Origin of the sequence: Marinobacterium alkalitolerans (genome assembly GCF_017776525.1) — a bacterium.
Taxonomy (GTDB): domain Bacteria; phylum Pseudomonadota; class Gammaproteobacteria; order Pseudomonadales; family Balneatricaceae; genus Marinobacterium; species Marinobacterium alkalitolerans.
This window is the reverse complement of record NZ_JACVEW010000017.1, coordinates 60,048-84,436: the sequence shown is the minus strand read 5'-3', so window position 1 is coordinate 84,436 and position 24,389 is coordinate 60,048. Positions and strand designations below refer to the sequence as shown.

Below are 24,389 nucleotides of genomic sequence, written 5' to 3'. Positions count from 1 at the left end.
GGGGCCTTAGCTCAGCTGGGAGAGCGCAACACTGGCAGTGTTGAGGTCAGCGGTTCGATCCCGCTAGGCTCCACCAATTTCCTTCTATCTGATTTGTTTTCCGAAGTTGCACGGGTTCCGCCGTGTCTGTTCTTTGTGCTGGTGCGTCTGCGCTCCAACATGCTCATGCTTTCCCTTCCCTTGACCCATATTGGCTGATTGTTTCCTGCTGGCAGGGCTGTCCGTGGTCAGGCCTGCGTTCGCCCGTTGTATCGCCTTCACTCTCTAATGTTACGACTGGTTACGAATTGACCAGTCTGGACTAGACTTAAGGATGTTGAGCCAGATCAAACCATCAAGTGATACATTTATTTAAAAAAAATTTTGTTTTTGTGTATCATTAATCGAAAGAGATGGTGTACATTTAATCTATCGCATGCTGGTGAGCGTATCTTGTGGTGTCGAGCCTGTTGATGGATGCCGACCCGGGTCTTAATCAGTCAGGTGCGATACAAAAAACACTCTGTCGTACAAGAATAAGTTACACAGTGCGAAAGAACCGAAACATAAGATCGGAGAGCAGAACGATGACGCCCGAAGAACAAAATTTCATGCGTAAGATCGAAGCGGAAGAGAAGATCGAACCTAAGGACTGGATGCCAGAAGCTTACCGTAAGAACCTGATCCGTCAGATCTCTCAGCACGCCCACTCTGAAGTGATTGGCATGCAGCCGGAAGGTAACTGGATTACCCGTGCTCCGTCGCTGCGTCGCAAGGCGGTTCTGTTGTCCAAGGTGCAGGATGAGGCCGGTCATGGTCTGTATCTGTACAGTGCAGCAGAAACACTGGGTATCTCCCGTTCAGAGATGATCGAGCAGTTGCAGAGTGGCAAGGCCAAGTACTCTTCCATCTTCAACTACCCGACCCTGACCTGGGCGGATGTTGCCGCTATCGGCTGGCTGGTAGATGGTGCTGCCATCGTCAACCAGGTATCGCTGCAGCGTACCTCCTACGGCCCGTATTCTCGCGGCATGATCCGTATCTGTAAGGAAGAGAGCTTCCATCAGCGTCAGGGTTATGAAGCCATGCTGGCACTGGCCAAAGGTTCTCCGGAACAGAAAGCCATGGCTCAGGACGCGCTGAACCGCTTCTACTGGCCGGCTCTGATGATGTTTGGTCCGCACGACTCCGAATCTGCACACTCCCAGAAATCCATGGAGTGGAAGATCAAGCGTGAGACCAACGACGACCTGCGTCAGAAGTTCATCGACCAGACTGTGAAGCAGATCGAAGTGCTGGGTCTGGAACATCCGGACAAGAACCTGAAGTGGAACGAAGAGCGTGGCCACTACGACAGCAGCGACCTGGACTGGGATGAGTTCTGGAGCGTGATCAACGGTAACGGTCACTGCAACCGTCAACGTATCGAGCACCACATTGCCGCTCACGACGAAGGCGAGTGGGTGCGTGACGCCATTGCGGCATACAACGAAAAGAAACGCGCGAAGAAAGCGCAGAATGCGGCGTAAGAGGGTAACTGAGATGACTAAGCCAACTGAAAAACTGGAACTGTTTGAAGTATTTGTGCGTTCCAAGCGCGGTCTGGACCACAAGCATGTCGGAAGCCTGCACGCAGAAGATCATGAACAGGCGCTGGAATATGCGCGTGACTGCTACACCCGTCGTAGCGAAGGCGTGAGCCTGTGGGTCGTTAAATCCAGCGACATCTGCGCGTCTCAGGAAGATGATGCGGATTGCTTCTACGATCCGAACGACGACAAGCCGTACCGCCATGCGACTTATTACGTCCTGCCTGATCCCGTTAACAACATGTAATCGTGTGTAACGGGATAGTTTAGAGGAGACAAGTAATGAGTGATGCAATCAAAGCGGCAACGCTGGAATACGCTACCCGCCTGGGTGATGACGCTGTAGTGCTGGGTCACCGTATCTCCGAATGGGTCAGCTACGGCCCGTTCCTGGAAGAAGATATTGCCTACGGCAACGTGGCGCTGGATTACATCGGCCGCGCACGCATGTTCTACACCTATGCCGCAGAACTGGCCGATGATGGCCGTACTGAAGATGACTTCGCCTACATGCGCAGTGATCGTGAATACCGCAACCTGCTGCTGATGGAAATGCCGAAGGGCGACTTCGCCTATTCGCAGGTACGTCAGCTGTTTGCTGATGTGTACTACACCCTGGTGCTGCCGGAACTGCTGCATTCCAAGGATGAAACCCTGTCCGCAATTGCGGCCAAAGGCATCAAGGAAACCAAATACCACCTGCGTCGCAGCCGTGAATGGGTACTGCGTCTGGGTGATGGTACCGAAGAAAGCCACAAGCGTACGCAGAAAGCGGTTGATTCTCTGTGGGGTTACACCCATGAGATGTTCGATATGGACGAAACCGAGCAGATGCTGGCAGACGCCGGTATTGCGGTAGACGTGTCCAAGCTGCGTGATGCATGGCACAAGATGGTCAGCGACATTCTCACTGAAGCAACACTGACAGTGCCGGAAGATGGTTGGGCAGTGCGTGGTGGCCGTACCGGTTATCACACCGAGAATCTGGGTCACATGCTGACCGAGATGCAGATCGTGCACCGCTCTTACCCGGGTTGTCAGTGGTAAGCGCAAGCTGCCAGGAATAAGAATCATGAATGAAATCTCACTGATGCCAGAAGAGCAGTACCGGCGCCTCCAGCAGCGCAATGCCGCTGAGGTGAAGGAGCTTTGGGACCTGCTCGACCAAGTCAAGGATCCTGAAGTGCCGGTGCTGAGCATTTGGGATCTGGGGATCTTGCGTGATGTCGAGCGTGATGGTGACCGCGTTGTTGTCACCATTACACCGACTTACTCGGGTTGCCCGGCGATGAACACCATTACCGACGATGTCATCGCGGCGCTCAAGGCCAGTGGTTATGACGACGTCGAAGTGAAAACCAAGCTGTCGCCGGCCTGGAGCTCGGAGTGGATGTCGCCGGAAGGGCGGCGCAAGCTGCGCAACTACGGTATCGCGCCGCCTGAAGATGCCGAGCTGGATGAGGACGGTCTGACACCGGACGCCCATGCTCAGTGTCCGCATTGCGGATCACGCAACACCCGCAGAATCAGTGAGTTTGGCTCCACCGCCTGTAAGGCGCTGTTTCAGTGCAACGACTGCAATGAGCCTTTTGACTATTTCAAAAAGATATAAGGTGAAGCAATGTCTGACACCAATTTCTACACGCTGAAGATTGCCGAAGTGCAGCCGGAAACCGATTCGGCCATCAGCGTGACCTTTGCTGTACCGGAAGAGCTGACCGAGAAATTCAAGTTCATTCAGGGTCAGTTCCTGACCCTGCGTGCCATGATCGATGGTGAAGATGTCCGTCGTTCTTACTCCATCTGCTCCGGCGTAACCGATGGCCACATGCGTGTGGGTATCAAGCGTGTCGATGGCGGCAAGTTCTCCAACTACGCCAACGATCACTTCAAGCCGGGCATGGATATCGAAGTGATGCCGCCGCAGGGCAACTTCTACACCGAGCTGAACCCGAACAACGCGAAGAACTACATGTGCATCGCGGCCGGCTCCGGCATCACGCCGATGATTTCCATCATGAAGTCCGTGCTGGATATTGAGCCCAACAGCAAGGTGACCCTGATTTACGGTAACCAGCGCTCCAACACCGTGATGTTCAAAGACGAGCTGAACTTCGTTAAGAACCGCTACATGGATCGCTTCCAGTGGATCAACATCATGGACTATGAAGACCAGGGTGCTGACCTGCTGAACGGCCGTATCGATAACAAGAAGGGCTATGCGCTGCAGAAAGCCGGTCTGATCGATATCAAGAATACCGATGAAGCCTTCATCTGTGGTCCTGAAGCGATGATGACCGAAGTATCGCGCGGCTTCCGTATGGAAGGTCTGAGCGACGACCAGATCCATTATGAGCTGTTTGCCAGCTCGTCTGCTGATGCTCAGGCAACCCTGGAAAAGGCTCAGGCGCGTGTAGCACAGTACGGCGAAGAGAAGATGAGCAAGGTCACCGTCGTTGCCGATGGCCGCTCTGTCATGTTTGATCTGGCTACGGTTGGTCAGAACATTCTGGATGCTGGCATGGACGTGGGTATGGACCTGCCTTATTCCTGCAAGGCCGGTGTATGCTCCACCTGCAAGTGTAAGCTGGTGAAAGGTGAGGTAGAGATGGACATCTCTCACGGCCTTGAAGAACACGAGATTGAAGCGGGATACGTACTGAGCTGTCAGGCGCACCCGATCACCGATGAGGTGATGCTGGACTTCGACCAGCGCAACTGATTCAGCGACACGAAAAGCCCCGCACCAGCGGGGCTTTTTGCGTTTATTGACCCGGGTTTTCCTGTGCCGGCTCCACCTTTTTCACGCTTTCGATGACCACTGCCTCAACCGGAACGTTGCGGTGATAGCCCCGGGTCTCTGTCTTGACCTGACCGATCCTTTCTACAGTCTCCATGCCTTCGGTGACCCGGCCGAAGACGGTATAGCCCGGCCTTCCCGGCATGCCATCCAGCCGGCGATTATCGACCAGATTGATAAAAAACTGAGACGTTGCACTGTCGGGATCACGCGTGCGTGCCATGGCAATGCTGCCCCGACGGTTGCTCAGCCCGTTATTGGATTCGTGTTGGATGGGTGCCCCGGTTTGCCTGGGCTGCATGTCTGGCGTAAACCCCCCGCCCTGAATCATGAACCCCGGTATTACGCGGTGAAAGGTCAGCCCGTTGAAATGACCCTGTTCTGCGTAATTCAGAAAGTTGCGTACGGTAATTGGCGCCTTGTCGGCATTCAGCTCAAGCCTGATGGTGCCGGCAGAGGTTGTCATCTCAACCTGAACGGGCGGGGCTGTATCGGCCATGACCAGCGAGCTGGCGAAAAGCAGTGGGGTAACTATCTGTTTTAGCATGGTAAACTCTCAACTGTCGGGGACAGGCGTCAAGTATGTTAGTCTGGCTGCGGTATTTGAACGTACTATAACGTATATACCCATTGGCGAGCATTGGGCTTTTGTGCTTGAGTGCCAGTTGAGAGATCTACTTCACCTGAAGCTGAACGGGTGGCTCTCCGTTAACCAGAATGGAGTCCTGCATGGGCGATGTGATTGCACAAACCAGCGAAGCACCCGGTTGCAATGGCTGTAGTGTGCCGCTTGATTTTGATTTTACCTTTGCCTTCCAACCCATCGTCGATGTCGCTCAGGGCAACGTGTATGGCTATGAAGCACTTGTACGAGGCGTCGATGGCCAGGGCGCAGGCGAGGTGCTGTCTCGGGTCAATGATGAAAACCGATATGCTTTCGATCAGGCCTGCCGGGTGAAGGCAATCGCGCTGGCGGCCAGACTCGGGCTGAAACAGGTGCTCAGCATCAACTTCCTGCCCAATGCCGTTTACTCGCCGGAGCACTGCATCCGCAGTACTCTGGCGGCCGCTCAGGAGCATAACCTGCCCATTGAACAGATCATGTTCGAGATTACCGAATCGGAGCGGGTGCACGATACGGCCCACCTCAAGCGCATCTTCGAATACTATCGAGCCCAGGGGTTTGTTACGGCGCTGGACGATTTTGGTGCCGGCCATGCCGGCCTGAGTTTGTTGGCAGGCTTTATTCCGCACATCCTGAAGCTGGATATGGAACTGGTGCGTGATGTGGACCACTCGGAAGTCAAGCAGGTCATCGTGGAAGGCCTGATGGAAATCTGCAACCGCCTGGGGATCACCGTGCTCGCGGAAGGCGTTGAAACCCGTGCGGAGATGGAGTTTTTCCGCGCTCATGGAGTGCGCCTCATGCAGGGATACTATTTTGCCAAGCCCGGGTTTGAATGCCTGCCAGAGCCGGCCAACCTGCCGCTTATTTAGCAAGCGGCCCCGGTTTGCCGCGGGCGGGGGCCTAATGGAGGTGCAAAGGATCCGTGACTACCCGAAGGAGCGATTGCGTTGAAGTGACAGCCAGAGGGGTTCGTTATGCTTGAGCTGATCCGAATCCGGGGCTTTGTTGCATTCATTCTGGTTGCCTTCATCAATGCCTTTATCGATCTTGGACACAAGATCATCATCCAGAACACGCTTTTCAAAACCTACGACGGTGATGTGCAGATCATGCTCACGGCCGTTGTAAACGGTCTTATTCTGCTGCCGTTCATCCTGCTGTTTACCCCGGCCGGCTTTGTATCCGATCGTTTCTCCAAGCCTCGGGTCATGCAGGCCACGGCCTGGGGAGCGGTGCTGATTACCGCGCTCATTACTCTGAGCTATCACCTGGGCTGGTTCCTCTTTGCGTTTGCACTCACGTTCATTCTGGCAGTTCAAAGTGCGCTTTACTCGCCAGCAAAATACGGGTTCATTCGGGAGCTGCTGGGGGCCGAGCGGCTGAGTGAGGGTAACGGCTGGGTACAAGCCACCACCATGGTCGCCATTCTGAGCGGCATCGTGGTGTTCTCGGCCCTGTTTGAAAGCCTGCTGGAAGGCAGTGAGTATGCCGATCCGGGCTTGCTGCTGCAGTCCATTGCACCACTGGGGTACCTCCTGTTTGCCGGCGCACTTTTGCAGCTGTTACTGACCTGTCGGCTGCCTCTGTTCCCGGCCCGCAAGCCGGACATGAAGCTGGACGTTCAGGACTACATAAAAGCACGGAGCCTGAAGGCTAACCTCCGTTTACTGATCGCCAAGCCGGTGATCATTCAGTCTGTGATCGGCCTCGCCCTGTTCTGGTCGATTAGCCAGGTGATGCTGGCGGTGTTTCCGGCCTATGTCGAAGCGCGCTATCAAGAGCAAAATACCTTCTTCATTCAGGGCATCATGGCGCTGGCGGGTGTGGGGATTATGCTCGGGTCCGTGATAGCGGCTCGCCTGTCGCGCCACTATATCAATGCAGGGCTGATCCCGCTCGGTGCCTCAGGGGTTGCGCTGGGGCTTTGGCTGCTGCCATTGAGTGCCGAACTGGTCTGGACGGCTCCCGTGTTTTTGCTGATCGGTGTCAGTGGTGCACTCATGACCATCCCGCTGAACGCGCTGATTCAGTTCAACGCGCGTGAAGATCGGCTTGGGCGGGTGTTGGCTGGCAATAATTTTATTCAAAACCTGTCCATGCTAGCCTTTCTGGGGGTAACTGTTCTGAGCGCCTGGTGGACGATATCGGCTGAGCGCCTTATCTGGGTGCTATTCGTGGTCGCGCTGTTGGGTGCGCTGTATGCTGTCGTTCGCCTGCCACATGCACTCTTGCGGGTGCTGGTCTCGGCACTGGTCAAGCGGCGCTACAACCTGCGTGTACTTGGCTTCGAACACCTGTCGAGCAGGCGTGGTGGCACCCTGCTACTGGGCAATCATATCAGCTGGCTTGACTGGGCCATGGTGCAGATGGCGTGCCCCCGTCACGTACACTTTGTGATGGAGCGCTCGATCTATGAACTCTGGTATCTGCGCTGGTTCATGGACCTGTACGGCGTGGTGCCCATTTCAGCCCGTGGCCCCAGAGCGGCCATGCAGGAGGTGCGCAAACTGCTGGCGGATGGCAAGGTGGTGTGCCTGTTTCCGGAAGGGGCGATCAGCTACAGCGGGCAGCTGGGAAGCTTCAAGCGCGGCTTCGAGCGCATTCTGGCCGACAGCAGCGCCGATACGCTGGACGCCTGCATTATCCCGTTCTACCTGCGCGGGCTCTGGGGGAGCCGCTTTTCCCGCTCCAGTGAGCGCCTGAAACGGGGTGAGGCCAAGCGGCTGAAGCGGGACGTTATCGTTGCGTTCGGGGCCGAGATGCCGATCAATAGCCGAGCACCGGAGGTCAAACAGCAAGTCCTCCGGCTGTCTGTGCAGGCCTGGAATGAATACACCGACTCCCTGCCAACGTTGCCGTGCGCTTTCATTCGGACTGCGAAGGCAAGCCCTTCGGAATGGGCCCTGACCGATCTGAATGGCCCGGTGCTGTCGCATAAGCGACTGTTAACGGCGTGTATCCTGTTTTGCCGTCGCATGCGGGCCATTCCCGAGCAGAATCTGGGGCTATTGCTGCCAACGGCTGCCGGTGGTGCCATTGCCAATATGGCGGCGCTGATGGCGGGCAAAACGGTCGTCAATCTCAATTACACGGCGTCCGAGGAGGCCCTTCTGAGTGCGATCGAGCAGGCGGGTATCAAAACACTGGTGACATCGGACACCTTTCTGCAGCGCCTGTCACAGCGAGGTGTGCACCTCGATGCCGTGCTGAGCGCGGTCAGGGTGATCAAGCTCGAGCCGGTCAAGGCCGAAATCGGCAAAATCGAATCGCTGCTCACGCTGCTGCAAGTCATCCTGTCCCCGCGTGCCATGCTCGAGTGGCGCTACTCCGGTCGGGCACGACTCGATGATACGGCGGCTATCCTGTTTTCATCGGGCAGTGAAGGGGCACCCAAAGGGGTAATGCTGAGCCATCGCAACATGATGGCCAACCTGAAGCAGATTTCTGCCGTGCTGAACGTGCGGGAAGATGACTGCATCATGGCAACACTGCCCATGTTTCATGCCTTTGGCCTGACCGTCACCTCTATGCTGCCGCTGGTGGAGGGGATCCCGCTGGTATGCCATCCGGACCCCACCGATGCGGTCAATATCGGCAAGGCCGTTGCTCGCTATCGTGCCACGGTGATGTGCGGGACCAGTACCTTCCTCAACCTTTATGTGCGCAATGAGCGACTGCATCCGCTGATGTTCGAGTCATTGCGAGTGGTCGTGGCAGGGGCTGAAAAGCTCTCACCACAGGTCAAACAGCGTTTTGAAGCGCGCTTCAAGGCACCGGTTCTGGAAGGGTATGGCTGTACCGAAACCACACCGGTGGCCAGTGTTAATCTGCCTGACCATCTTGATACCCAGTGGTGGAACGTGCAGGTAGGCGAGAAGCCGGGAACGGTCGGTATGGCGCTGCCCGGCTCCATGTTTCGTATCGTTGACCCGCAGACACTGGAGCCTTTGCCGACAGGAGAGGATGGCCTGATCCTGCTGGGCGGCAGCCAGATCATGAAAGGGTATCTGAATGACCCGGAGCGCACCCGGGAGGTGGTTATTCAGAGTGCAGGGCTGCGCTGGTACAAGACCGGTGACAAGGGGCATCTGGATGAAGACGGCTTTCTGACCATTATCGATCGTTACTCCCGTTTCGCAAAAGTCGGCGGCGAGATGATTTCACTCGGTGCCGTTGAGCAGCAGGTACGAGCGGTGCTGGGTGAGGACCAGGCACTGGCTGCGGTCGCTGTACCGGACGACAGAAAGGGCGAGCGGATATTGCTGCTGGTCGAGCAGCGTGACGCGGAGGCGGTTGCGCGTCAGTTGCGTGAGGCCAGAATTCCACCCTTGATGCGACCGGCATCGGTATATCGGGTCGAGCAGGTGCCGGTGTTGGGCAGCGGCAAACCGGATCTGGCCCACGCACGTCACCTGGCACTGGAATTGAGTGGCTGTTCTCAGGCATAATCTTGACTAAATAGGTAGGAATTAAGCCGTCGGGTGTGAGGAGTTGTTATGGCAGAGCTGAATGCTCAGCACGTTGAGGCTGTTATTGCCGGTTATGTGGATCCGGTGCTGGGGCAGGACTACGTCTCGGCCGGGTGTATCGGAGAGTTGAAAGTTGAAGGCTCGCGACTGTCGCTTGAGCTGGTATTGCCCTTTGCCTGCAGCAGTCAGCATGACCTCATCAAGCAGGTGTTGACGCAGCGGCTTGAAGAGGCTTTTCCGGGCACTCAGGTGGAGGTCGCCGTCCGCCAGCAGATAGAGGCTTTCCCCAGCGCTCGCAAGCTGCCGGGTCTGGCCGGCGTGCGCAACATTATTGCGGTCGCCTCCGGCAAGGGTGGTGTCGGTAAATCAACCACCACGGTTAACCTGGCGCTGGCGCTGGCGGCGGAAGGTGCCCGGGTCGGTATTCTGGATGCGGATATTTACGGGCCCAGTCAGGGCATGATGCTGGGGGTGCCTGAGGGCGAACGGCCTGAAACGGCAGAAGAAAAGTACTTTCGCCCCATTGAGCGCCATGGTGTGCAGTCCATGTCCATGAGCTATCTGGTGGATGAAAATACTCCGATGGTATGGCGTGGCCCCATGGTCAGCGGCGCCGTGCAGCAGCTGCTGAACCAGACACTCTGGGACGAACTGGACTACCTGCTGATCGATATGCCGCCGGGCACGGGGGATATCCAGCTGACACTGGCGCAGCGCGTGCCGGTTACGGCCGCTGTTATCGTGACCACGCCTCAGGATATTGCGCTGCTGGATGCACGCAAGGGGATTGAGATGTTCCGCAAGGTGGACATTCCCGTGTTGGGCATCATTGAAAACATGAGTGTTCACATTTGCTCAAACTGCGGCCACGAAGAAGCCCTGTTTGGAGCCGGTGGGGGAGAGTCCATCGCGCGGGCGTATGAAACAGAGCTGCTGGGGCAGCTGCCACTGGCGCTGGCCATTCGCGAGCAGACTGACAGTGGCAAGCCCTCGGTCGTGGCTGACCCGAACGGCACCCATGCCGAACGCTATCGTGAGATCGCGCGCAAGACGGGGGCCTTGTTGGCAAAAAAACGCAGCAGTGAGGGGAACTCAATCCCCAATATCGCAGTCGAAGTTGATTAGTACAGCGAGATGTATTTATCCGCCCCTTCGCCTCCGTCGGGGCGGTTTTTTTTGTCCAAATCCGTTAGAATAGCCGGCTGCATCCATAACAGACCGTCTCAGGGTGAACGCAACATGGGTATTAAGTCGGACAGCTGGATTCGCCGCATGGCAAGCGAGCATGGCATGATTGAGCCGTTTGAAGGTGGCCAGGTACGTCGGGTGAACGATCAGCCGATCGTGTCCTACGGTACTTCAAGCTACGGTTATGACGTGCGCTGTGCCGATGAGTTCAAGATTTTTACCAATATCAACTCATCGATCGTTGATCCCAAGCACTTCGATGAGGGCAGCTTTGTCGATGTCCAGTCGGATGTCTGCATCATTCCGCCCAACTCGTTTGCCCTTGCACGGACGGTTGAATACTTCCGCATTCCCCGCGATGTGCTCACCATCTGTCTGGGCAAAAGCACCTATGCCCGCTGTGGCATCATCGTCAACGTGACACCGCTCGAGCCGGAGTGGGAAGGCCACGTGACACTCGAGTTCTCCAACACAACACCGCTGCCTGCACGTATCTATGCGCATGAAGGCGTGGCCCAAATGCTGTTCCTGGGTGCGGATGAGGTCTGTGAAACCTCCTACCGTGACCGCAAGGGCAAATATCAGGGCCAGACCGGTGTGGTTGTGCCTCGCACTTGAACATTCATTCGTGACGCTGGGTATACATGATTTTCAAACCTGACCTGGAACAGATCAATGCGTTCTGGCAGCGTCTGGAGCAGACGCTCGACCAGTTGCTGCAGAGCCAACAGGGCATGCAGTTCGATGCTGAGAATCTGCTGAACACCTACCGTGACAGTCTGCAGAAGATTGACCGCAACCTGACGTTCCATTTTGAACAGGAACATGAAGAAGGTCCGGTAGAGATGATTTTCGGCTGTGACGGCTATCCGGAGTCAATACATTCCGTATTGAGTCTGGTGGGGGCTGCCCCCAATCTCGATGGCATCAGCATCCGTGCTTTCAATCACCGTCACGACCCGGTGCCCTCATGCGTCAACATGGGGGATGAGTTTTGTGATATTGATGATTTCTGGTGTTCCGTCAAAACGGTCAACGGCAAAATGCAGCTGACCGTCTATCTTCAGGATGCGCCCCGGATTCTCGAGATGGACCCCAGGGTTGAAGCGGTCATGATCTTCCTCGATGCCCTGATTGGCGAATATGAACTGATGACCCGTATCTGGGCGCTGGACTGGTGTGATCTGCCCAGGGATCCGGTCGATTTTGGCCTGATTCCGCTGCGTCAGCTGCGAGATGCATTTGACAAATTGAAAGACGACGTAAAACCTGTGGGTATTACGCTTCACTGATCCTCCCCATTTGCCTGAGGTGCCAATGAGCCAGCAGCTTGCAGACCTGATGGAGCGCGTCCGTAAACGTTACGTGCGCGCCATGCAGGACAATGGTCAGCATGAACCCTACCTGACGGCGCACCGTGTGTGTCAGTCGATGCTGAACCTCTCCTCCGCTGATCTGGCCGCCCTCGTGGTGGAAGACCCCAAGCTGCTTTCCGCCCGTGCCGGTGAACTGGTGGAGGATCCGGCGGAAGTCGAAAACCCCAGCGTTGGCGTGATTATCTGCAGCAATATCTGCGCGGCCGCGCTGGAAGGGCTGCTGGCAGTGGCGGTAAACCGAGAGTGGCTGGCCGTGGATGAGGAAGACCGCATCCTGGTCGATGCCTGGGAGCTCGACAACGTGCCCGAGGTGCGCAGTGTTGACTACAGCGATGTCGAAGGCCCCAACTTCGAGCAACGAGGAAACAGTCAACTCAGCCTGTTGTTCAACGCAGCCGAGAATGAGTTCATGAAACGCCTGGGTGAGGCGCCGCATGATGCCTACCAGCTGGCGCTGCAGGTGTCGTCAGACTATGTCGTCTTTGCGCCGGAGGATCTGGCCCCTTTGATTGAAGAAAACCCGCTTCTGCTGGGGCTGCGTCCTGATGGGCTGGTTGATGAGGACCTGTTTGAAGGCGACCCGCCGGCAGGTTTGGTGATCAGCGCGCATCTGACCGAAATGCTGCTGCAGCAGTTGCTGGAGCGGGCGCAGGAAGAGGGGGCGCTGGCACTGGACAGCTCGGGGCAGGTGATTATTCCCGAATCGGAAGATGACAACCCGACCCTGCATTGACCCGGCTGTAAGAGAGTTCAGATACAAAAAAAGGGGCTGAGAGTATCAGCCCCTTTTTTGTGCTTTGAGCGAGTTCAGCTTGCGTCCAGCCACTCATCGAGGGCGTACAGGTCATCCGGGCTGAGTGTGCCCAGCTGCAGCTTGAAGCTGAACAGGGTGGAGACGTGGTTGAAGCGCGCAGTGGCGTAGTCCAGTCGTGCCTGATACAGCGCCTGCTCGGCCTGCAGCACATCGACCACGTTGCGGGTACCCACATTGAAGCCTTCTTCTGTGGCCCGCAGCGCAGTTTCCCGTGACTTGATGCTCTGCTGGCGTGCCTTGACACTTTCAACACTGGTCTGAAGGTCTCGCAGCAGAGAGCGCGTCTCTTCCGTAACCGTGCGGTACTGGTCTTCATGGTCAAAACGGGCCGCATTCACGCCCTGTTCCGCCTGACGTACGCGGGAGCTGTTGGCGCCACCGGTGTACAGCGGCATGCTGAAAGTCAGGGCCACCGCGCTGTTGTCATCCCAGTCCTGAGCCTGAAACTCAGACTCGCTGTAGCCATAATTGGCCTGCAATTGAACCTTGGGGTGACGTCCTGCACGGGCGATCTGGGCATCTCGGCGGCTGATATCAACGCCCAGTTCGCTCAGTTTCAGTGCCAGATTGCCTTCACGAGCCTTCTCCAGCCAGGCTGTCGGGTCACGCGGGCTGATGGGGCTGATGGGGTAGTCTTCCTTCAGAGCATCAATTGCCGAGACGGGCTGGCCGCTGAGGCGCTCCAGTGCCTCATAGCTGTTGGCCAGTGCACCTTCCGCATCAATGCGTTGTACCACGGCGTTGTCGAATGAAGCCTGGGCTTCCTGCACGTCGGTGATGGCAATCAGACCTACATCAAACTGGGCGTTCACCTGATCCAGGCGTCGCTTCAATGCGCGCTCCTGCGCCCGTGCCGTGTCCAGAGCGCTGCTGGCATTGAGCACGCCGAGGTACGCATTGACGGTGCGCAACACCAGCTGCTGCTGGGCAAAATCGTAGTTCAGCTGAGCCTGCTGGGACACCATCTTGCTCTTCTGGTACCCATACCAGGCGGCGGAATCAAAAACGGGCTGAACCAGAGAAACCTGCCAGGCGCGATCATCTGCTTCCTGATCCAGCAGCCCGCTGTCGGCCTGTGTGATACTGCCGGTGGCGCTGACCTGCGGCAGCAGGCCGGCCTTACCCTGTGGCAGGGCTTCCTGGCCTGCCAGATAGCGGGCTTCGGCAGCCTTGAGCTGCGGATCGTTGGCCAGTGCCTGACGGTACAGGTCAGCCAGTGCTGCCGCCTGAACCTGGCCGGTGGCCAGCGCACCAGCGATGAGTACCGGAATGCAATGTTGCTTCAGTAATTTCACGATTCTTGGCTTCCCTTATCGATGTGCAGGGTCGGGCTCGACCTGAACAAAGTTGCGTTTCCCGAAATAACTATAGACGGTTGGAATAATGAACAATGTCAGCAGGGTACCAAACAGCATACCGCCGACAATGACCCAGCCGATCTGCTGGCGTGATTCGGCACCCGCGCCAAATGCAACTGCCAGCGGCATGGCACCCAGTACGGTGGCACCCGTGGTCATCAGAATGGGGCGCAGGCGCAGTGAAGCGGCTTCCAGTACGGCTTTCTGCAGTGCTACGCCCCGGTCCTGCAGCTGGTTGGCAAACTCGATAATCAGAATGCCGTGCTTGGTCACCAGACCAATCAGCGTGACCAGACCGATCTGACTGTAGATACTGAGCGAACCGCCTGAAAAGTGCAGTGCGGCCAGTGCGCCTGCCAGTGCCGGCGGCACGGCCAGCATGATGATCAAGGGGTTCTTGAAGCTCTCGAACTGGGCAGCCAGGACCAGGAAGATAAAGACCAGTGCCAGCGCGAAGGTGGTCTGCAGCGTATTGCTGGACTCCTTGAATTCGCGGGACTGGCCCGCGTAGTCGTAGAGAGCATCCGGCGCGATCTCTTTCAGGCTCTGCTCCATGAACGTGAGCGCTTCACCCAGGCTGTAGCCGGGCGCCAGCATGGCCTGAATCTTGACCGCCTTGAGCTTGTCAAAGTGGTTAAGCTCCTTGGCGGTAATGGTTTCTTCCACATCGACCAGGTTGGCCAGCTGAATCATGTCGCCCTCGGCACCGCGCACATAGAGATCCGTCAGGTCACCGGGCACACGGCGGTTGGCGTCATCCAGCTGCAGGATCACATCGTACTGCTCGCCATCCTGCTTGTAGCGGGTCAGGTCGCGACCGGCCATGAAGGTTTCCAGTGCACGCCCAATGCTGTCTACATTGATGCCCACGTCAGACACCTTGTCCCGGTTCAGCGTGATGCTGAGTTCAGGCTTGTTGAGCTTCAGGTCGGTGTCAGGCTGTGCCAGTCCCGGGTTCTCGGCCATCTTCGCCAGCATCTGGTTGGCAATGACGTTGAGCTCATCATAGCCCGCGGTGGTCTGAATGATGAACTCGACCGGTCGGGAGATAATGCTCTGACCCAGTGAGGGCGGGTTCATGGCAAAGCTCATGTTACCGGTGACGCCGCCATACAGCTGCGGTGTCAGGCTATCGGTGATGGCCTGCTGCTTGCGCTCGCGCTCGGACCAGTCTTCCAGTCGCAGGAAGGTGAGCGAGTTGGTTTCGCTCGGAAAACCCACCACGCCGAAGTAATACATGCCTTCGGGGACCTGGCCTACGATCTGCTCAACCTGACGGGCATAGCGGTCAACATAGTCGACCGATGAGCCTTCCGGCGAGATTGAAAAGGTCATGATGGTGCCGCGGTCCTCCACAGGCGCAAGCTCCTGCGGGAGTTGCTGGTAGAAGAAGTAGCCCGCACCTGCGCTGGCCGCCATCAGGACGATGGCCAGCAGACGGGAGCGGAGCACCCGGCCCAGCAGTGTCTGGTAGCCACGGCTGAGTGCGTTGAGCCAGCCTTCAATGAGATTGAACAGCGCGCTGTGCCGTGTTTCATGGTGCAGTAGACGTGAGCAGAGCATCGGCGACAGGGACAGTGCAATGAAGGTGGAGACGACGACCGAGCCGGCCAGTGTCAGGGCGAATTCGGTAAACAGTTTGCCGGTGCGCCCGGTACTGAATGCGACCGGAACAAACACGGCGACCAGCGTGGCGGTCGTGGCAATGACCGCAAAGCCGATCTCGCGAGCACCCTTGAAGGCTGCCTGAATGGGGGGCAGGCCTTCCTCCACGTGACGATAAATATTCTCCAGCATCACGATGGCATCATCCACCACCAGGCCGATGGCCAGTACCAGTGCCAGCAGGGTCAGCGTGTTGATGGAAAAACCCATCAGGGCCATCATGGCGAAGGCGCCGATCAGTGACAGCGGGATGGTAACGACCGGGATCAGCGTCGCTTTCACGTTGCGCAGGAAGAAGAAAATGACCAGCACAACCAGCACGCCGGCTTGCCAGAGTGTGGTAAATACGGAGTCGATAGACTCTTCGATAAACAGTGAAGAGTCGTAGCCGACCTGAGCATGCATGCCTTCCGGCAGGTTGCGGTCGATCTCTTCCAGCATCTTGCGCACGCCGGCCGAAACGTCCAGCGGGTTGGCCGTAGACTGTTTGATAACACCCAGTGCAACCGCCGTATCACCGCTGAAACGGGCAATATTGCGCTCCGATTCCGGGGCGATTTCAACGCGAGCCACGTCCTGAATGCGCACCGGATAGCCGTCATCGTTGCGAATAATAACGCGCTCGAATTCTTCAACGGTATTCAGATCGGTTTGCGCAAGGACAGTGAACTCACGCTCACGGCTCTCAATTCGGCCGGCAGGGATCTCAACATTCTGTGCACTCAGGGCCGCCTCAATGTCCTGAGGCACGATGCGGTAGGCCGCCATTTTCTGAGGATCCAGCCAGATCCGCATGGCGTAGCGCCGTTCGCCAACAATCATCACACTGGCAACACCGGGGACCGTCTGCAGCGGGTCTTTGACCCGGTTTTCGGCGTAGTCGGTCACCTCCATGGTGTCATGGATTTCCGATGACAGGGCGATCCAGATAATCGGCTGGGCATCGGCCTCGGATTTGGCCACTACCGGCTCGTTGATGTCGTCCGGCAGTTGGCCGCGCACACGGCCGACACGGTCGCGCACTTCGCTGGCGGCATCGTCCGGGTCACGCTTGAGGTCAAAGGTGACCGAGATCTTGCTCTCCTCAGAGCGGCTGATCGAAGTGATGTAATCGATCCCCTCGATGCCGGATAAAGAGTCCTCGATGATCTTGGTCACCTGAGACTCGATGATGGATGCGCTGGCACCGGGATAGACCGTTTCGACCGATACGACCGGCACGTCAATCTTGGGATACTCGCGTACTGTCAGGCGGTCGTATGCGATCAGCCCGACCAGCAGGACGAGCAGACTCATGACGGTCGCCAGAACCGGGCGTTTGATGCTGATATCGGAGAGTATCATGCGTCCTTGCCTTCACCTGTCTCTTGAGTGGGGAATACCGGCGTGATGGGCATGCCCGGCCGCAGCTTCAGGTGGCCCGCCGTGACGATGACATCACCCGCTTCTATGCCGGAGACAATCTGAACTTCGCCATAGCGGCGGGCACCCGTTTCGACCGGGGTCAGGCTGACCTGCTGCTGCTCGTTCATGCGCATCAGGAATGTCTTGTCACCATCCAGAATCAGGGCCTGTTCGGGCACGACCAGAGCATGATCATTCTGTTCAACCGGGATCAGGATGCGGACAAACAGGCCGGGCTTCAGTGTACCCTCCGGGTTGGGGACGCGTGCGCGAACCTGAACATTATGGCTGTTGGGGTTAACGGAGGGGGCAATTGCGTAAATAGTGCCCTTCAGCGGTGTGGCGCGAAACGCATCGACCGTGATGTCGATGGTCTGGCCAGTGCTCAGCTTGTCCAGGTGACGCTCGGGTATACTGAATTGCACCTTCAGGCGACTTGTATCCGCCAGTTCAACCAGTGACTGACCGACGCTGACAAAATCGCCCGGGCTTACCTGTCGCAGGCCAAGCGTGCCTTCAAAGGGTGCACGGACAGTCATCTTGTCCAGTCGCGTCTGGGCCAGCGCCAGCTCGGCACGGTCGACCTGAAGCTGTGCAAGCTTGCCATCACGGTCCGTCTGGGAGCCGACCCGCTTTTGCAGCAGGCTCTCGGAGCGCTCATATTCCAGCTGGCTCAATCGCACACGGGCACGGGCCTGCTCAAGTGCGGCTTCGTAGATGGCGCTGTCCAGCTTGATCAGGGGTTGGCCGGCGTTGACCTGCTCACCCTCGTCAAACAGGATCTGACTGATGCGTCCGCTCTGCTCTGGACTGAGCATGACGGATTCATTGGCTTCCAGCACCCCAACGGCACTGATGCGGGTATCCAGCTGCTGGGCTTCGACGCGAATGACTTCGGCCGGAAGGCCCTGCGGCTTGCCCGAGCCTTCTTCGGCTGCAGCCAGGCTGCTGAATGTTGCCAGGATAAATAGAAGTGTATGCGATAGTGGCTTCATGCTGTTCTCTTGGGGGCTTCTTCCAGATTGAGTGATGTTGATGGCGGGAGCAGGTGCTCCCACAACATCTCGACGGCGTGATAGAGCGGTTCCAGGCTGTCTTCCGTTCGCATGCGAAGCAAGGCGCCTTGCCAGTAATCCCAAACCATGGTGGCCAGTTGTGTCGGTGACAGATCGCACCGGACACTGCCTTCCTGCTGACACACCGCCATATCCTGTTCGATCATGGCGGTAATTCGGGCAATAGAGCGTTGAATGGCGGCACGGAACTCGGGGGATGCCAGCGACATTTCACCGGCGAGATTGGCGAGCAGACAGCCCAGGCGCTCATGCTCCTGATCAAATTCTTCCAGCAGTTTAAGCATCATGGACTTGATCTTGTGTGCATGCAGTCCCTTGAGTTGGGCAAATTCATGTGCCCAGCGGTCCATTTCCAGCGCCTGGTAGTGTTCAACCACTTCAATGGCGAAGGGTTCCTTGCCACCAAAGTAGTTGTAGAAGGAGCCTCTGGAGACATCGCAGGCGTCCAGAATCATGCTCAGGCTGGTGCCGTGATAGCCGTACCGCTGGAACAGGGCGTGGCCTTTTTCCAGCAGAAACTCACGACTGTGTGTGGGAGGTCGCCCTCGAGTCATAATTAAACCAATCGTTCTATTAAGTCTCTATTGTGAGACTTTAGACTGGTCAGTTCAATAACTTTATGGGGCGATATTGGCAACGGTCAGTTGCCGCTTTTCGCCTTTCTCAACCGCTGGTCGGCGAGCAGCAGCAGCTCATCGCCACTGCCTCGTGCTTCGCTCAGGGCTGCGGAGCCAAAGCGAGACTCAAAGGGGCGGTCCAGATGCCGGCTCATTTTGCGATTGACCTTTTCGAGCCTGTCGGCCAACGGTGGAGACAGGTCGTCATGGTGGAAGAGAATGACAAATTCATCACCACCAAAGCGAAACAGGTGGTCAGTTGGGCGGCAGATATGCCGGAGCTGGCCTGCGAAGGACTTCAATACCTCGTCGCCTGCACGCTGGCCAAGGCTCTGGTTGATCGCGGACAGGTTGTCGATGTCAATCATGGCCAGCAGAAAGTCCTGTGACTGGCCGGTAAAGCGACGCTCACAATACTTGAGCTGCTGATCCAGCGCGTCTCGGGTTGCCAGGCCGGTGAGTCTGTCGGTCGGCAATTTGCTGGATGCTTCCTGTCGGGCCTCGGGGCGGTCATGCCAGGCGGCAATCAGCTGCGCGCATGCCTGCAGAACCAGCAGGCACTCCAGCGGTGATTTGGCATGCTTATCCGGTGCCATCAGCGTGAAGTGGCCCAGGGGGTGGCCGTGTGAAGCGTCAACCCGGCAGGCGATGGGACCGCTCTCATCCGGTTCGACGTAAGCAGACAGGCGGTCACCTGTATAAAGCCTGGCTGCAATCGGGTCAGATTCCAGTGGCAGTGTTTCCGGTGCCCGGTAATGACCTGTCTCGAAACGACCGACCCGGTTCAATGCGTGGTTGCCGGACAGTTTGCTGCCGGTAACATGGGTGCGTCCCAGCAGCCTGGACAGTACTTCAGGCAGAACATGAAAGGGGTCCTGACCTTCCTGAAGCGCCTGTAATAACGGTTGTGTCACCTGTTGTCTCAGCGGCTCATCCAGCGGAGGCGCCTGCATGATCAGGCAGGTGTTGTCTTCCGTTGTGCGGGCAAATACCTGCCCAGCCAGCAGAGTGCAGGGAGATGCCGCGTTACTTGCCCAGTTCAGCAGTGCTGACTGGTCCTTGTCCGCAAGCTGGCGCCAGCCAAGGTTGTGCCATTTGAGTGTGTTGTCCTTGATCAGTGCGACCGGCGTGGGTGCATGCTCAAGCAATCGTGTGAGGGCAGTCGTCTTCATGAGCGGCTCGGAGCATTAACAGAGGGTGGAAACAAAACGCCCCGGCACAGGCCAGGGCGTTTTGAGTATCAGCGGCTCAGTGCAGCCTTGATACGGTCAGTTGCGTTTTCCAGCACGCTGAGGCTGGTGGCAAACGAGAGTCGCATGTTGCCGGGCGCGCCGAAAGCAGAGCCGGGTACCAGAGCAACACCGGCTTCCTTCAGCAGGAACTCGGCCAGTGCAATGTCGTCATCGAACTCGGGGCGTGAGTCGATCACTTTCTGGAAGTTGGGGAATGCATAGAAGGTACCGTCGGCACGGATGCACTCAACACCGTCGATTTCGTTCATGGCGTTGACAACAAAATCATGACGCTGACGGAATGCGCTCACCATCAGCTCGATGCACTCCTGAGGACCTTCCAGTGCTGCCTGAGCCGCCACCTGAGCGATGGAGTTCGGGTTGGAGGTGCTCTGAGACTGGATCTTCTTCATGGCGCCAATCAGCTTGGCCGGGCCTGCCGCATAGCCAATGCGCCAGCCGGTCATGGAATAGGCCTTGGAGACACCATTAAGCACCATGGTGCGGTCCTGCAGATCCGGGCAGGCATTAACGATGTTGCAGAAAGGTGCTTCCGTGAACAGGATGTGCTCGTACATATCATCGGTGGCAATGATGATATCCGGGTATTTCCGCAGTACCTCGCCGATGGCCTTCAGCTCGTCCAGCGTGTATGCCACACCGGACGGGTTGGACGGGCTGTTCAGCACGACCAGTCGTGTCTTCTCGTTGATGGCTTCGTCCAGCTGCTCAGGGGTGATCTTGAAGCGCTGCTCCTGAGTCGTGGGCAGAATAACCGGCTTCCCTTCGGCAACCAGAACCATATCGGGGTAAGACACCCAGTAGGGGGCCGGAATTACGACCTCGTCACCCGGGTTCAGCAGTGCCAGTGCCAGGTTGAAGAAGCTTTGCTTGCCGCCGCTGGAAACCAGAATCTGGTTGGGTTCGTACTTGAAACCGTTCTCGCGTTCGAACTTTTGAATAATCGCCTTCTTGAGGGCGGGGGTACCATCCACGGCGGTGTATTTGGTGAAACCGTCCTGAATAGCCTTGGTTGCCGCAGCCTTGATGTGCTCCGGGGTGTCGAAATCGGGCTCACCGGCACCCAGGCCAATAATGTCGTTACCGGCTGCGCGCAGTTCTGCGGCCCGGTTGGTCACGGCCAGTGTGGGTGAGGGTTTAATACTGTTCACGCGGTTGGAAAGTTGCACGTCCAAGCCTTGGTCCTCTCTATATTCGGTGCAAGGTATCCTTCAATGCATAGCTAGAAGAGCATACATCATTACTGTACGCGGCTGAACGCTTGCTGGCAAAAAAGCTGCAATCACGGGGCCTGAACGGCAGTCGGTTTAATACCGGAGCCGATAAGGCGTATACTCACCGGTCCATTGTCGGAGAGGAATACATGAAGCAAAGGTTCAAGGTCCAGTCAGCATTCGAGCCGGCGGGTGATCAGCCCAAGGCAATTGATAGCCTTGTGGACGGTCTGGAATCGGGTCTGGCAGCGCAAACGCTGCTGGGGGTAACAGGCTCGGGCAAAACCTTTACCGTGGCCAATGTGGTGGCTGCCGTGCAGCGACCCACCATTATCATGGCCCACAACAAGACACTGGCCGCCCAGCTTTATGGTGAGTTCAAGGAATTCTTCCCGGACAATGCGGTTGAGTACTTTGTCTCCTACTACGACTACTACCAGCCGGAAGCGTACGTGCCTTCTTCGGATACCTTCATCGAGAAGGATGCGTCCATCAATGACCATATTGAACAGATGCGACTGTCGGCTACAAAAGCGTTGCTGGAGCGGGATGATGCCATCATCGTCGCAACGGTTTCGGCGATATACGGTTTGGGGGATCCTCAGTCCTACCTCTCGATGATGCTGCACCTGGATCGTGGCGATGTGATTGACCAGCGTGACCTGCTGCGGCGTCTGGCAGAGCTCCAGTACACCCGCAACGATATCGAGTTCCACCGTGGTACCTACCGCGTGCGTGGTGATGTGATCGATGTGTATCCGGCCGAATCGGACAAGGATGCCATCCGGATCGAGCTGTTCGGGGATGAGGTGGATCAGATTGCATGGTTTGACCCGCTCACAGGCGAGGTGCTGCGCAAGGTGCCGCGGGCAACGATCTACCCCAAGACGCACTATGTGACCCCCAGAGAAACGCTGCTGGAGGCAACCGAACACATCAAGGTGGAGCTACAACAGCGTCTCAAGCAGTTGAAAGACAATAACAAGCTGGTTGAAGCCCAGCGGCTTGAGCAGCGCACCCTGTACGATATCGAGATGATTCTTGAGCTGGGGTACTGCTCGGGGATCGAGAACTATTCACGCTATCTGTCCGGGCGTGATCCCGGCCAGGCGCCACCGACCCTGTTTGACTACCTGCCCGACAATGCGCTGCTGGTGATTGACGAGTCACATGTGACAGTACCGCAGATCGGTGCCATGTATCGCGGGGACCGCTCGCGCAAGGAAACACTGGTCGAGTATGGCTTTCGCCTGCCCTCTGCGCTGGATAACCGTCCCATGAAGTTTGAGGAATGGGAGCGCATTTCCCCTCAGATGATCTTTGTGTCAGCGACACCGGGGAAATACGAAGCCGAACATGCTCAGCAGGTGGTTGAGCAGGTGGTGCGGCCAACGGGTCTGGTCGATCCGGTGGTTGAAGTGCGTCCGGCCAGTACCCAGGTCGATGACCTGCTGAGTGAAATCCACCGTGTCATAGCGCACAAGGAACGTGTTGTCGTCACGGTACTCACCAAGCGTATGGCGGAAGACCTGACTGAATATCTGGCAGAGCATGATATCAAGGTACGTTACCTTCACTCCGACATTGATACCGTGGAGCGCGTAGAGATTATTCGAGACCTGCGTATCGGCGAGTTTGATGTGCTGGTGGGGATCAACCTGCTGCGCGAAGGTATTGATATGCCTGAAGTAGCACTGGTGGCTATTCTTGATGCGGACAAGGAAGGCTTCCTGCGCTCGGAAACGTCCATGATTCAGACCATTGGTCGAGCGGCGCGTAACGAACGTGGCCGTGCCATCCTCTACGCGGACCGCATCACCGGTTCCATGCAGCGGGCAATGGATGAGACGGAGCGGCGACGCGAGAAGCAGCTGGCCTTCAATGCTGAACACGGCATTACCCCGCGAGGTATCCGCAAATCGGTCGCGGATATCATGGAAGGCGCGCAGCAGGTGCCCGGCAAGCGAGGCCGTGGCGGTACACGCAAGGTGGCGGAGCCTGAAGTCGAGTATCAAGTGGATACTGCCAAGCTGAGCCCGGCTGAACAGGCCAGAATGATGGTTCGGCTGGAAGATGAAATGTACGAGGCGGCACGCAACCTTGAATTTGAAAAGGCAGCGGCCATACGGGATGAGCTGGAGCGCCTGAAACACAGCGCCTAGGAAAAAGGGTATGGAAGTCACATTGCTGGAGTGGGGACTGCTGGTACTGGCGGGCTACCTGGCCGGGGTTTTGAACGCCATTGCCGGTGGCGGCTCATTTTTGACCTTTCCTGCACTGGTGTGGGTGGGTGTTCCGCCGGTTACGGCCAATGCCACCAGTGCGGTGGCCGTGTTACCGGGGTATCTGGGCGGTGCTGCCGGTTTTCGTCGAGAGCTTGAGACGCTCAGTCGTCGTGAACATGTACGGATGTCAGCCGTTGGGCTGGCGGGTGGCCTGCTGGGTGGAGGCTTGCTGCTGGTTACGCCCGGCGAGGTTTTTTCGCAGATCGTACCCCTGTTGCTCCTGTTCGCGACACTGATGTTTGCCTTTGGTCAGACCCTGCTGGAGCGGTTTCGCAAGAGTGCCCACCCCATGCCACTGCTGCCGGGGCTGTTTGTCGTGGCGGTCTATGGCGGCTACTTTAATGGTGGGTTGGGCATTATGTTGCTGGCCATGTTTGCAGCGGCGGGCATGAGCAATATGCTGCTGATGAACGGGCTCAAGAATTGGGTATCGTTTATCATCTCCCTGATTTCCGTTATCGCCTTTGCAATCGCCGGTAAGGTGATGTGGGCTGAGGCGCTGGTGATGATGGTGGCTGCCACGGCCGGTGGATATCAGGGGGCGGCTCTGGCGCGCAAACTGCCTGTGCTCTGGGTCAAGCGCTTTGTGATTGCGACAGGGCTGGTGATGGCCCTGATTTTTCTGTTAAAAAGCGGATAGCAGCGGACGCCTGCCATTCATGACAGACAAGGAA

The 24,389-nt window shown here is 57.2% G+C and carries 20 protein-coding genes and 1 tRNA gene; 14 read left to right on the top strand and 7 right to left on the bottom strand.

Annotated elements, in window-relative coordinates; translation table 11 throughout:
• The 6 genes from H9C73_RS11775 to paaE all read left to right on the top strand — a co-directional run bounded on the left by H9C73_RS11775 (nt 1) and on the right by paaE (nt 4,290).
• A tRNA-Ala gene (locus tag H9C73_RS11775) sits at nt 1–76 on the top strand.
• A gap of 490 nt (nt 77–566) precedes the next feature.
• Nucleotides 567–1,508, top strand: coding sequence for a 1,2-phenylacetyl-CoA epoxidase subunit PaaA (gene paaA / locus H9C73_RS11770; RefSeq protein ID WP_209288022.1), 942 nt, complete (start codon nt 567–569; stop codon nt 1,506–1,508).
• A 13-nt stretch (nt 1,509–1,521) separates the two neighbouring features.
• Nucleotides 1,522–1,815 (top strand): 1,2-phenylacetyl-CoA epoxidase subunit PaaB, encoded by a 294-nt coding sequence (gene paaB / locus H9C73_RS11765; protein WP_010325399.1) that lies wholly within the window; start codon nt 1,522–1,524, stop codon nt 1,813–1,815.
• A 35-nt stretch (nt 1,816–1,850) separates the two neighbouring features.
• Nucleotides 1,851–2,615, top strand: coding sequence for a 1,2-phenylacetyl-CoA epoxidase subunit PaaC (gene paaC / locus H9C73_RS11760; protein WP_209288021.1), 765 nt, complete (start codon nt 1,851–1,853; stop codon nt 2,613–2,615).
• A 25-nt stretch (nt 2,616–2,640) separates the two neighbouring features.
• Nucleotides 2,641–3,180 (top strand): 1,2-phenylacetyl-CoA epoxidase subunit PaaD, encoded by a 540-nt coding sequence (paaD, locus tag H9C73_RS11755; RefSeq protein WP_209288020.1) that lies wholly within the window; start codon nt 2,641–2,643, stop codon nt 3,178–3,180.
• A 9-nt stretch (nt 3,181–3,189) separates the two neighbouring features.
• Entirely contained in the window at nt 3,190–4,290 is a 1,101-nt protein-coding gene (paaE, locus tag H9C73_RS11750; protein WP_209288019.1) for a 1,2-phenylacetyl-CoA epoxidase subunit PaaE, read from the top strand.
• Between the two features lie 43 nt (nt 4,291–4,333).
• On the opposite strand, the gene H9C73_RS11745 is transcribed toward paaE, so the two are convergent.
• Nucleotides 4,334–4,915 carry a peptidylprolyl isomerase gene (locus H9C73_RS11745; protein ID WP_209288018.1) on the bottom strand — a complete coding sequence of 194 codons (582 nt, stop codon included), beginning with the start codon at nt 4,913–4,915 and terminating at the stop codon, nt 4,334–4,336.
• Between the two features lie 182 nt (nt 4,916–5,097).
• Between H9C73_RS11745 and H9C73_RS11740 the strand changes: the two genes are divergently transcribed.
• The 6 genes from H9C73_RS11740 (at nt 5,098) to H9C73_RS11715 (ending at nt 12,762) form a co-directional block, all read left to right on the top strand.
• Nucleotides 5,098–5,865 carry an EAL domain-containing protein gene (locus H9C73_RS11740; protein WP_209288017.1) on the top strand — a complete coding sequence of 256 codons (768 nt, stop codon included), beginning with the start codon at nt 5,098–5,100 and terminating at the stop codon, nt 5,863–5,865.
• Between the two features lie 105 nt (nt 5,866–5,970).
• A complete protein-coding gene (locus H9C73_RS11735) occupies nt 5,971–9,444 on the top strand; it encodes an acyl-[ACP]--phospholipid O-acyltransferase (RefSeq protein ID WP_209288016.1) in 3,474 nt (1,157 codons plus the stop codon).
• 48 nt (nt 9,445–9,492) lie between these two features.
• Nucleotides 9,493–10,590, top strand: a complete 1,098-nt coding sequence (gene apbC / locus H9C73_RS11730) for an iron-sulfur cluster carrier protein ApbC (RefSeq protein WP_209288015.1) — start codon at nt 9,493–9,495, stop codon at nt 10,588–10,590.
• A 114-nt stretch (nt 10,591–10,704) separates the two neighbouring features.
• A complete protein-coding gene (gene dcd / locus H9C73_RS11725) occupies nt 10,705–11,271 on the top strand; it encodes a dCTP deaminase (RefSeq protein ID WP_209288014.1) in 567 nt (188 codons plus the stop codon).
• A 26-nt stretch (nt 11,272–11,297) separates the two neighbouring features.
• Entirely contained in the window at nt 11,298–11,945 is a 648-nt protein-coding gene (locus H9C73_RS11720; protein ID WP_209288013.1) for a hypothetical protein, read from the top strand.
• A gap of 25 nt (nt 11,946–11,970) precedes the next feature.
• Nucleotides 11,971–12,762, top strand: coding sequence for a hypothetical protein (locus H9C73_RS11715; RefSeq protein WP_209288012.1), 792 nt, complete (start codon nt 11,971–11,973; stop codon nt 12,760–12,762).
• A gap of 74 nt (nt 12,763–12,836) precedes the next feature.
• Here the strand turns inward: H9C73_RS11715 and H9C73_RS11710 are convergent, their stop codons facing one another.
• From H9C73_RS11710 to H9C73_RS11685, 6 genes are all read right to left on the bottom strand, one after another.
• The gene (locus tag H9C73_RS11710) at nt 12,837–14,138 is read right to left on the bottom strand and encodes a TolC family outer membrane protein (protein ID WP_209288011.1); all 1,302 of its coding nucleotides are present in this window, start codon (nt 14,136–14,138) and stop codon (nt 12,837–12,839) included.
• A gap of 15 nt (nt 14,139–14,153) precedes the next feature.
• Nucleotides 14,154–17,210, bottom strand: a complete 3,057-nt coding sequence (locus tag H9C73_RS11705; RefSeq protein ID WP_209288010.1) for an efflux RND transporter permease subunit — start codon at nt 17,208–17,210, stop codon at nt 14,154–14,156.
• Nucleotides 17,207–18,265, bottom strand: a complete 1,059-nt coding sequence (locus H9C73_RS11700) for an efflux RND transporter periplasmic adaptor subunit (RefSeq protein ID WP_209288009.1) — start codon at nt 18,263–18,265, stop codon at nt 17,207–17,209. The genes H9C73_RS11705 and H9C73_RS11700 overlap by 4 nt, the downstream gene beginning before the upstream one ends.
• The gene (locus H9C73_RS11695; protein WP_209288008.1) at nt 18,262–18,900 is read right to left on the bottom strand and encodes a TetR/AcrR family transcriptional regulator; all 639 of its coding nucleotides are present in this window, start codon (nt 18,898–18,900) and stop codon (nt 18,262–18,264) included. The genes H9C73_RS11700 and H9C73_RS11695 overlap by 4 nt, the downstream gene beginning before the upstream one ends.
• An 86-nt stretch (nt 18,901–18,986) precedes the next feature.
• Nucleotides 18,987–20,135, bottom strand: coding sequence for a GGDEF domain-containing protein (locus tag H9C73_RS11690; RefSeq protein WP_209288007.1), 1,149 nt, complete (start codon nt 20,133–20,135; stop codon nt 18,987–18,989).
• 68 nt (nt 20,136–20,203) lie between these two features.
• Nucleotides 20,204–21,391, bottom strand: coding sequence for a pyridoxal phosphate-dependent aminotransferase (locus tag H9C73_RS11685; RefSeq protein WP_209288006.1), 1,188 nt, complete (start codon nt 21,389–21,391; stop codon nt 20,204–20,206).
• 188 nt (nt 21,392–21,579) lie between these two features.
• On the opposite strand from H9C73_RS11685, the gene uvrB reads away from it, so the two are divergent.
• On the top strand, nt 21,580–23,592 hold the full coding sequence (gene uvrB / locus H9C73_RS11680) for an excinuclease ABC subunit UvrB (protein ID WP_209288005.1): 2,013 nt from the start codon (nt 21,580–21,582) through the stop codon (nt 23,590–23,592).
• Between the two features lie 10 nt (nt 23,593–23,602).
• Entirely contained in the window at nt 23,603–24,355 is a 753-nt protein-coding gene (locus H9C73_RS11675; protein ID WP_209288004.1) for a sulfite exporter TauE/SafE family protein, read from the top strand.
• The last annotated feature ends 34 nt before the right edge of the window (nt 24,356–24,389 follow it).